This window comes from Streptomyces sp. NPDC058157, assembly GCF_042884105.1.
Taxonomy (GTDB): Bacteria; Actinomycetota; Actinomycetes; order Streptomycetales; family Streptomycetaceae; genus Streptomyces.
Genome location: NZ_JBHVUQ010000259.1, coordinates 1 through 8,419, shown reverse-complemented (window position 1 = coordinate 8,419; position 8,419 = coordinate 1). Strand labels below are relative to the sequence as shown.

7 protein-coding genes are annotated in these 8,419 nt (G+C 72.3%); 3 read left to right on the top strand and 4 right to left on the bottom strand.

Annotation, left to right across the window (positions count from 1 at the left end; translation table 11 throughout):
• Positions 1 to 1,126 (bottom strand): sigma-70 family RNA polymerase sigma factor (locus ACFVXK_RS34750; protein WP_389620074.1); only part of this gene is annotated, 1,126 nt, incomplete at its 3' end.
• Between the two features lie 253 nt (positions 1,127 to 1,379).
• The gene (locus tag ACFVXK_RS34745) at positions 1,380 to 2,150 is read right to left on the bottom strand and encodes a TetR/AcrR family transcriptional regulator (RefSeq protein WP_389620071.1); all 771 of its coding nucleotides are present in this window, start codon (positions 2,148 to 2,150) and stop codon (positions 1,380 to 1,382) included.
• Between the two features lie 342 nt (positions 2,151 to 2,492).
• On the opposite strand from ACFVXK_RS34745, the gene ACFVXK_RS34740 reads away from it, so the two are divergent.
• On the top strand, positions 2,493 to 3,911 hold the full coding sequence (locus ACFVXK_RS34740; protein ID WP_389620068.1) for an NAD(P)/FAD-dependent oxidoreductase: 1,419 nt from the start codon (positions 2,493 to 2,495) through the stop codon (positions 3,909 to 3,911).
• Positions 3,912 to 4,083: 172 nt separating this feature from the next.
• Positions 4,084 to 5,814 (top strand): SpoIIE family protein phosphatase, encoded by a 1,731-nt coding sequence (locus tag ACFVXK_RS34735; RefSeq protein ID WP_389620065.1) that lies wholly within the window; start codon positions 4,084 to 4,086, stop codon positions 5,812 to 5,814.
• Positions 5,815 to 5,911: 97 nt separating this feature from the next.
• Here the strand turns inward: ACFVXK_RS34735 and ACFVXK_RS34730 are convergent, their stop codons facing one another.
• On the bottom strand, positions 5,912 to 7,216 hold the full coding sequence (locus ACFVXK_RS34730; RefSeq protein WP_389620077.1) for an MFS transporter: 1,305 nt from the start codon (positions 7,214 to 7,216) through the stop codon (positions 5,912 to 5,914).
• Between the two features lie 124 nt (positions 7,217 to 7,340).
• Between ACFVXK_RS34730 and ACFVXK_RS34725 the strand changes: the two genes are divergently transcribed.
• The gene (locus ACFVXK_RS34725; RefSeq protein ID WP_389620062.1) at positions 7,341 to 7,877 is read left to right on the top strand and encodes a MarR family winged helix-turn-helix transcriptional regulator; all 537 of its coding nucleotides are present in this window, start codon (positions 7,341 to 7,343) and stop codon (positions 7,875 to 7,877) included.
• 274 nt (positions 7,878 to 8,151) lie between these two features.
• Here ACFVXK_RS34725 and ACFVXK_RS34720 read toward each other — a convergent pair.
• Positions 8,152 to 8,419: hypothetical protein (locus ACFVXK_RS34720; protein ID WP_389620059.1), on the bottom strand; the 268-nt coding region annotated here is incomplete at its 5' end.

Here is an 8,419-nt window from a genome sequence, read left to right as displayed (position 1 = left end):
CCCCACCACCGGCCGCCCCCGCGGCCCCGGCCGCACCACCCGCGGCCCCTGCGGCCCCGGCACCCGCGGCCGACGACCCGCCCGCCGCGGCGGCGGCAGCCCCCGCACCTCCCGCGGCGACGACCCCGCCGGCCACCACCCCGGCGGCCTTCGCGGCGTACCCGGCGGCGAACCACCCGATGACCGCCACCGGCAGCAGCGCGGGGATCCCCGCGTTCACGTCCTTGAGCTCACCGGCGGCCAGCCGGCACTTGGCGCACTCCTCCAGGTGCTCCCGCAGCCCGCGCTCCGCCCGCATCCGCAGCCCGCCCCGCGCGTACGCGCCCAGCCGGTCCGCGTACCGCGCGCAGTCCCCGCCCGCACTGAGCGCGGAGCTCACGTGCGCCTGGAGGTAGGCCTGCTTGAGGCCCTCCCGGGCCCGGCTGGCCAGGACCGCCGTCGCGTTGGCGCTCAGCCCGAACAGCGGGGCGATCGCACTCGGCGAGGCCTCCTCGACGGTGGTGTGCCACAGCACGGCCTGCCAGCGCTCCGGCAGGCTCCGGAAGGCCTGCATGGCGAGGGACCGCTCGGCCTCGTGCATCGCGCGGACGTCCGCGCCCAGTTCCAGGGTGTCGTCCCCGGACAGGCCGCCCAGCGACCCGGCGCCCTCCGCCCCCGCGGCCGCCTGCTCCGCGAACACGGCGAAGTCCTCGACCAGATGCTCCCGCCGGGCCGTCTTCGCCCAGGCCGCCGCGACCCGGCGCACGGTGGTCAGCAGATAGGCCCGCACCGACTGGTCCGGGCCCGCACCGCCCCGTACCGCCTGGAGCGTCCGCGCGAAGACCTCCGCGGTCAGGTCGTCCGCGGTGTGCCCGTCGCGGCAGCAGGTCCGCGCGTAGCGGCGGACGGCCTCGGCGTGCCGGCGGAACAGCTCCTCGTACGCGCCGTCGTCGCCACCGCGCATCCGGGCGACCAAGTCCGCGTCCGACGGCGGCAGCTCACCGCCGCCGCCCCCCGGAGCGGCGTGCCGCCTGCGGCCGGGCTCGCGCTGGGCCGGGACCTGACGGGCGGGCAGGCTGCCCGCCGACGCCCCGCCACTCGCGTCACCGACGCCACCGGGAGACTCGTCCCGTCCGTCCACGCTCATCGCGGAAGCCCCCGCACGACACACTCAGACCGGTCCACCGATCCAGCGTGTCACACGGCACGGCCGCCCCGGCCTGCCTTCCGCGCCATCCACCCATCCGGGGACAATCCGGCGAATCGCCGAACCGCTCCTCACCCCTTCGAGTGACTGGCCCAACCAGGCGCCCCGTTGACCCCCGGCGGCCACGCCCGCCACGCCCGCCACGCCCGCCACCCCGGCCGGCCCCCACCCCTGCGGGGACCGGCCGGACGGCTCACGCCGTGCGGGAACGCAGCCCCTCGAGCAGGATCTCCAGCAGCCGGGCCGAAGCGGCGGCCTGCTGCGCCGGGTCCGGCAGCGCGGGCGCGGCGGTCGCGATGACCAGCAGCACGTCGGCCACCGTCACATCGGCCCGCAGCTCACCGGCCTCCCGCGCCCGGTCCACCAGCCGGCCGACAACCTCCAGCAGCGCACCCGCGCCCGCGTCCTCCGACGGCTCGTCCTCGAGCGGGGTCCGCGCGCCCACGACGCGCAGCTCCGGAGCCCCGCCCGCGACGGCCTGCCGCTGGTGCGGAACGCGCGCGGCGCCCTCGTCACCGGCCGCGTCCTCCTCGGCCGAGCCGACCCGCAGCACCTGCGGGGGCAGCAGCCGGCCCGCGCCCGAGGCCACGGAGGTGCGCAGGAAGCGCGACAGCGCCTGCCACGGCTCCTCCTCCTGGCCCAGAGCGGACTGCGCCTGCTCCGTCAGCCGGGCGGTCTCCTCCTCGGCTATGCGCCGGACCAGCACGTCCTTGCTGGGGAACCGCCGGTAGACCGTCCCGACGCCGACGCGGGCGCGCCGCGCCACGTCCTCCATCGGGGCCCCGTAGCCCAGCTCGCCGAAGACCTCGCGCGCGGCGCGCAGGACGTGTTCGAGGTTGCGCTGCGCGTCGACCCGCAGGGGCGTCGAGCGGCCCGTGCCGTGGGTGGTCGTGCCCGCGATCACACGGCCGCCGCTCTCTGCGGACAGAGCGGTGGCAGAACCATGGAAATCGGAAATATGCATATGTATCCCCCGGTAATCATTTGTCTCCCCCCGGAGACACTCCCCGCCTTCGTGTCGAGGGGGGCCACGGTCATGAGGGCCCTGGTCCTACTCCTCGACGAGATACGAACATAGTTGAGCCAGAGTCAATTCAGAAGAGGCAGCTCCCGACGGAGCACCGCCCGATCGGAGCATTCACCCCCACTTTTCCGCCGCAAGCCTCCGGAATCACCCCTTCCGTACGCCCTGACCTGCGAACTTCTCACACATCCCGACCCGCCCGGCCGCCCCGGCCCACCCCCACCACCGGTCACACAATCTGTCGGGCCTGTGGACAAACTCCCGGCCACGTTGCGTCATGGGATGGTGAAGGCTGCTAACTCGCGGGGCGACGCCCCCGGTACCCCGCCCCGCACGCGCATCCTCGTCATCGGCGGCGGATACGTCGGCATGTACACCGCCCTGGGCCTCCAGCGGAAGCTCAGATCCGGCGAAGCCGAGGTCACCGTCGTCACCCCCGAGCCGTACATGACGTACCAGCCCTTCCTCCCGGAAGCCGCCGCGGGCGCCATCTCCCCCCGCCACGTCGTCATCCCGCTGCGCCGCGTCCTCGACCGCTGCCGCATCGTCATCGGCCAGGCCCAGCGCATCGACCACGCCAAACGCACCGCGACCATCACCACCCTCGCCACCCCCGAAGAGGGCACCGGCGACCTCGAGATCGAGTACGACGAACTCGTCCTCGCCCCCGGCTCCGTCTCCCGCACCCTCCCCGTCCCCGGCCTCGCCGACTACGGCATCGGGTTCAAAACCGTGGAAGAGGCCATCGGCCTGCGCAACCACGTCATCGAACAGATGGACATCGCCTCCTCCACCCGCGACCCCGCCATCCGCGACGCCGCCCTCACCTTCGTCTTCGTCGGCGGCGGATTCGCCGGCGTCGAGGCACTCGGCGAACTCGAGGACATGGCCCGCTACGCGGCCCGGTACTACCACAACATCAAGCCCGAGGACATGAAATGGGTGCTGGTCGAGGCCAGCGACCGGATCCTCCCCGAGGTCGGCCCCGAAATGGGCACCTACACCGTCCGCGAACTGCGCCGACGCAACATCGACGTCCGCCTCGAAACCAGACTCGAATCCTGCGAGAACCGCGTCGCCGTCCTCAGCGACGGCGCCCGCTTCCCCACCCGCACCGTCGTCTGGACCGCCGGCGTCAAACCCCACCCCGTCCTGGCCGCCACCGACCTCCCCCGGAACGAACGCGGCCGCCTGCGCTGCACCTCCTTCCTCACCGTCGAAGGAGTCGAACACGCATGGGCCGCGGGCGACGCCGCCGCCGTCCCCGACATCACCGCCCAGACCCCCGGCAGCGAATGCGCCCCCAACGCCCAGCACGCCGTCCGCCAGGCCAGACAGCTCGCCGACAACATCGTCGCCGCCCTCCGCGACGAGGCCCTCACCGAATACGCCCACAAATACGCCGGCTCCGTCGCCTCCCTCGGCCTCCACAAGGGCGTCGCCCACGTCTACGGCCGCAAGATCAAGGGCTACCCCGCCTGGTTCATGCACCGCACCTACCACCTCAGCCGCGTCCCCACCTTCAACCGCAAGATGCGCGTACTCGCCGAATGGACCCTCGCCGGACTCTTCACCCGCGAGATCGTCTCCCTCGGATCCCTCGAACACCCCAGGGCAGAATTCGAACTCGCCGCCGGCGGAGGACCCCGGCACCACCTCCAGCACCCCGCCCCCAACCCCCCGGCCGACAGCGAGGGCTGACGTTGTCAGTGCGGTCCGCCACACTGGACGTGTGACCATAGGTGGGCTCACACCTGCACAGAGTGACGCCCCACGGAGTGACAGCAGCAAGCGACCGACCACACGGGGCACCTCCCGGCACCGCCGGGAGGAGACACCGCGACCACTTGCGACACCACGAGGCCTGAACGCAGTGAACTTCACGCGCTGGAGCGCCCGGTTTCCCGGAACGCAGCGCCGCGCCGCCCGGAACGAGCACGCCGCCGCCCAGGCCAAAAGGGGTGAAGGCTCCGTCCCGGCAGCCCGCGGCGCCGCCGCCCACCCCGTCACGCCCCCCGAGGGCAGCCCCGCCGACGCCACCGTCTCCGGCACCGGCACGGCCGCCCCGCTCCCCGCCGCACCCGCCCTCGACGAGCTCTCCGTCCAGGAGGTCCTCGGGCTGCTCCCCGCCCTCGTCGCCCTCGTCCACGGCCCCGACCACCGCGTCGCCTACGTCAACGACGCCTACACCGCCGGCTTCGGCCCCCGCCCCGCCGGCACACCCGCCCGCGAAGCCCTCCCCGAACTCGGCGAACTCGGCCTCCTCCCCCTCCTCGACCAGGTCCAGCGCAGCGGCAAACCCCGCACCGCCAAGAACCGCCAGGCCCCGGGCGGCGGCAGCTCCTACACCGTCACCTGCACCCCCGTACGGTTCCCCAAGGCCGACACCGACGGCCGCCCCGACCCCCACGACACCGGGATCCTCGTCCACCTCGCCGACGTCACCGACCACGCCGAGGCTGTCGACCGCCTCCGCGCCAGCGAACGCCGCCAGCGCGAAGCCGCCGTCACCCTCCAGCGCTCCCTCCTCCCCCAGGAACTGGAGCAGCCCGACGACCTCCGCATCTCCGCCACCTACCAGCCCGGCGGCACCGAAGCCGCCGTCGGCGGCGACTGGTACGACGTCATCACCCTCGGCGCCGGCCGCACCGCCCTCGTCATGGGCGACGTCATGGGCCGCGGCGTCCGCGCCGCCGCCGTCATGGGCCAGCTGCGCACCGCCGTCCGCGCCTACGCCCGCCTCGACCTCCCGCCCCACGAGGTCCTCCAGCTCCTCGACGGCCTCGCCGCCGAGATCGACGCCAGCCAGATCGCCACCTGCGTCTACGCCGTCCACGACCCCAACGAAGGCCTCCTCGCCTACGCCTCCGCCGGCCACCTCCCCATCCTCGTCCGCGACGAGGACGGCACCGTCCGCCGCGCCGCCGACCCCACCGGCCCCCCGCTCGGCACCGGCGGCTGGCTCCACACCTCCGGCACCATCGCCCTCGGCCCCGGCTCCACCGCCGTCCTCTACACCGACGGCCTCGTCGAGCGCCGCGGCGAGGACATCGACGAAGGCGTCTCCGCCCTAGAACGCGCCCTCGCCGGAGCCCAGGGCACCCCCGCGATCATCTGCGACCGCCTCATGCGCGCCCTCGGCGTCGACGCCGACCACGACGACGACGTCGCCGTCATGGTCCTCCAGCAGCCCGCCCGCACCGGAGCCGACGCCGAGCTCTTCCACAACGCCGCCCTCGAACTCCTCGGCGGCGTCGAGGCCGCCCCCCGGGCCCGCGCCTTCGCCCAGGGCGTCCTCACCTCCTGGCGCTTCCCCGTCGAGCTCTGCGACCTCGGCGTGCTCGCCGCCAGCGAACTCGTCGCGAACTCCCTCCAGCACGGCACCCCGCCCATGCGGCTGCGCCTGCGCCGCACCGACCGCCGCCTGATCGTCGAGGTCACCGACGGGGACGACCACCTGCCGCGCCGCCGCCGCGCCGAACCGGCCGACGAAACCGGCCGCGGCATCTCGATCATCGCCACCATCGCCTCCGCCTGGGGCTCCCGCCGCACCCCCGGCGGCGGCAAGGCCGTCTGGTGCGAGTTCGCCCTCCCCGACACGTAAGCCCCCGACCCGTGCACCCCGGACACGACCGAGGCCCCGGTCCACCGGACCGGGGCCTCACCCACACCTGCTCCCCGCCTACGCGGAGACCCACTCCTTACGCGGCGACCCGCTCCGCGGGCTGCCGCTCCACACCCTGGCCGGCCACCGCCGGACCCTGTGCCACGACCCGGCCGCCCAGCAGCGAAGGGTTGTCCTGCACCGGGCTCAGCTGCCGGCCCAGCCGCAGCGCCAGCCCCGCGATCCCCAGCGACACCAGCACGAAGATCCCGATGTACAGCATCGGAACCCCGGCACCCAGCGGCACACCCAGCGGCCCCAGCGCCAGCGCCATCTGCTTGACCAGCGCGAACGCCGAGTTGTACTGCCCGACCGAACCCTCCGGAGCCAGGTCCGCCACCAGCGGCGCCAGCGTCGGCGACAGCATCGCCTCACCGATCCCGAAGAGGGCGTACGTGCTCACGAACGCGGCCGCGGCCATCGTCGCGCTGCCGTGCCCCAGCCCCGAGAACCCCGCGATCAGCCACGCCACGGTCCAGATCAGCCCGACCAGCGCGATCACCCGCGACCGGCGCCGCTTCTCGACCAGCTTCAGCACCACGAACTGCGCCACGACGATCGCACCCGTGTTGGCCGCCAGCGCGAACCCCAGCGTGGACGGCGAGATTCCCGCGGCCTCCGTACCGAAGGCGGCCAGACCCGACTCGAACTGTCCGTAGCAGGCGAAGAACAGCACGAAGCCCAGCAGACACAGCTGCACCATCGCCTTGTGGCGCAGCAGCCGCTTCCAGCCGCCACCGGCCGCCTGGGCCGGGTCCTTCGGCAGCGCGTCCTTGATGCTCGGCGCCTGCGGCATCCGCACGGTCGCGATGACCGCGGCCAGCACCAGGAACATCACGGCCTCGATGCCGAACAGCAGGGTGAAGCTCCCCGGCCGGGTCACGTCGACGATCTGGCCGCCGGCCAGCCCGCCGATGCCCAGACCCAGGTTCTGCATGAAGAACTGCAGCGCGAACGCACGCGTCCGGGTGGACGGGGTCGAGCACCACACGATCATCGTGGCCAGCGCCGGCTGCATCACGGCCTGCCCGGCGCCCAGCGCCAGGGCGGACAGCAGGATCGGCACCACGCCGGAGGAGAGCCCCAGGGCGAGCGCACCCGCGGACGCGGCCACGGCCGCGCCCATCACCACGGGCACGGGACCACGCCGGTCGATGACCCGGCCGGTGAAGGGCAGCGCGACGAGAGCACCCAGGGCGAACGCCACGAACGCACTCGTGGCGGCCATGGAGCCCAGCCCCCGCACCTGCGCCACATAGATGTAGAGGAACGGAACCGTGAAGCCGATGCCGAACGCGGTCAGCGCGTTCCCGGCCTGGATCCGCCGCATCGCAGCGCCCATCACCTTGGTCACTTCTCACCTGCCCTGATAGCTAAAGTCTGAAGACTTCATACCTAAAGTTCGATGCTTAACTCTACACATCGAAGGAGTTAGACGCCAACGGGTTCGTGGGATACTTCGGACCATGCCTGACACCCCCGACGGCGCGACGCCGGTCCACGAGCCGAGCCTCGACGAGCAGATCGCCGTCTACCAGCGCGAGTTCCAGGACCTGGACCCCCAGGTGGAGAAGGTCGTCTCGGCCCTCAGCCGCCTCAACCGCCGCATGAACGTCGCGTACGGCCGCCAGACGGCCGCCCTCGGCATCAGCAACGCGGAGTGGGAGGTCCTCAAGGCCCTCGTCCTGTCGGGCGCCCCGTACCGGATGGGCCCGAGCGAGCTCGCGAAGCAGCTGGGCCTCACGCCGGCGGCGATGACCCACCGGATCGACCGCATGACGGCCGAGGGCCTGGTCACCCGGGAACGGGACGAGTCCAACCGGGTCCGCGTCATCGTGGAGCTGACGGACGAGGGCCGCAGCAAGTGGCTGGACGCGATGCGCGCGGCGACGGTGTTCGAGGAGGACCTGCTCCAGGACCTCTCCACCTCGGAGCGCGGGGTGCTGGGGGACATGCTCACCCGGGTCCTGGCCCGCGTGGAGGACCTCCAGCCCCGCGCCTGACCGGCCCCTCGCAGACCCTGACCTCCCGGGTTGACACGCCCCTCGCGGATCCGTAAGGTTCTTCGAGTTGCCCCAGCGCCGGAAGGTTCTGAGGTCAACGAATCCGCCGCCTCGTCGCGGCAACCTCTACTCAGCACGATCTCCCACCGGGAACGAATTCGGCATGTCCGAATTCATTTCCGAAGGCCCGATTATCGGTTGCCGGGAAAATCCGCTAGAGTTCAGGAGTCGGAAGGGCCCAACAGCCCGGAAGACAAACCCCGCTGACTGGGAGTCAGGCCCGAAAGGATCTGATAGAGTCGGAAACGAAGAAAGAACGAAAGCCCGGAGGAAAGCCCGAGAGGGCGAGTACAAAGGAAGCGTCCGTTCCTTGAGAACTCAACAGCGTGCCAAAAATCAACGCCAGAAGTTGATACCCCGCCCACTTCGGTGGATGAGGTTCCTTTGAAAAGACCTGTCGGGCCTTCGGGCACTGGCAGGCAACCAAACACAGCGAGGACGTTGTGGTCAGTCGGTCATATTCCGACCAAGACTGGCCCGCT

What these genes read in the sequence shown, in the direction of transcription:
- ACFVXK_RS34745 (WP_389620071.1), bottom strand. Translation starts at nt 2,150, where the DNA reads ATGCATATTTCCGATTTCCATGGTTCTGCCACCGCTCTGTCCGCAGAG.
- ACFVXK_RS34740 (WP_389620068.1), top strand. Translation starts at nt 2,493, where the DNA reads ATGGTGAAGGCTGCTAACTCGCGGGGCGACGCCCCCGGTACCCCGCCC.
- ACFVXK_RS34730 (WP_389620077.1), bottom strand. Translation starts at nt 7,216, where the DNA reads ATGGGCGCTGCGATGCGGCGGATCCAGGCCGGGAACGCGCTGACCGCG.
- ACFVXK_RS34725 (WP_389620062.1), top strand. Translation starts at nt 7,341, where the DNA reads ATGCCTGACACCCCCGACGGCGCGACGCCGGTCCACGAGCCGAGCCTC.